Below are 923 nucleotides of genomic sequence, written 5' to 3'. Positions count from 1 at the left end.
AAATTAAACATTTGGACATCCGATGGAACAAAAAAAACAGACCCAAATCAAACTATATTACAATTTTAAGTAAATTAAACAGGATAATAAATCTGTCAACCTATTTTAGGCAAGCACAACCAATCACTATTTACCAATTACTATTTACTAATCACCAATTACCAATCACTATTTCTATACGTGATTACCTATTCAAATAACCCAACATTTAATATTGGAGATAATTTGTCGTAATTTTGCCTTTGAAGCTGTTTAAACTTTCCTTTTCGGGTTAAACTAAGTCTTTTAGAATAGCTTGTTCCAAAAATACAATACTTTCACCTCAGAAACGGAAAGTTTAAACAGCTTCTTTATTTAAGTACAGTCATAAAGATTAAGATTTATTAAACAATGATTCAACTCGGAACGGTTTACCGTCATAAATTTTCATTTACCCAAGAGGATGTAATTTTATTTGCAAAAGTATCAGGTGATAATAATCCTCTTCACTTGGATGCTGAATTTGCAGCAACTACTTCATTCAAACGCCCAATTATACATGGAGCACTTGCCTCAAGCGTTTTTTCAAAAATCATGGGAACAGAATTTCCTGGCTTTGGAAGTGTTTATTTAAAGCAGAGTTCAGAGTACAAACGCCCAATGTTTGTGGATAATGAGTACGAAGCAGTATTCACTGTAACAGCTATTAATGCTGATAAACACATAGGAGAAATTTCAACAGAAATTTTTGATGTACAAACTGGAAAGAAAACCACTGAAGGTTCGGCATCAATCATGAACAAAGAAGAATTTTAATCCAAAATAGGCTTCCCTTTAGTAATATAATTATTTGATTATCAATACATTATAAATAAAATAACCCCGAAAAAGTGTCAATATTGGCAATTTTCAGGGTTTTTCTGTATTTTGTTTCTGCTAAAAAA

At 31.1% G+C, this 923-nt stretch carries 1 protein-coding gene; it reads left to right on the top strand.

Features of this window, described 5'->3' with window-relative positions; all coding sequences use genetic code 11:
- The first annotated feature begins 390 nt into the window (after positions 1-390).
- Positions 391-795: a MaoC family dehydratase gene (locus VB264_RS25040; RefSeq protein WP_323254145.1), complete on the top strand. Its 405-nt coding sequence runs from the start codon at positions 391-393 to the stop codon at positions 793-795.
- Positions 796-923: the final 128 nt, after the last annotated feature.

Source organism: Arcicella aquatica (genome assembly GCF_034928825.1).
Taxonomy (GTDB): domain Bacteria; phylum Bacteroidota; class Bacteroidia; order Cytophagales; family Spirosomataceae; genus Arcicella; species Arcicella aquatica.
Note: the sequence above shows the minus strand (reverse complement) of the source record. Positions and strands in the feature narration are given on the sequence as shown.

Coding starts and splice junctions, on each gene's coding strand:
- VB264_RS25040 (WP_323254145.1), top strand. CDS start 391: ATGATTCAACTCGGAACGGTTTACCGTCATAAATTTTCATTTACCCAA.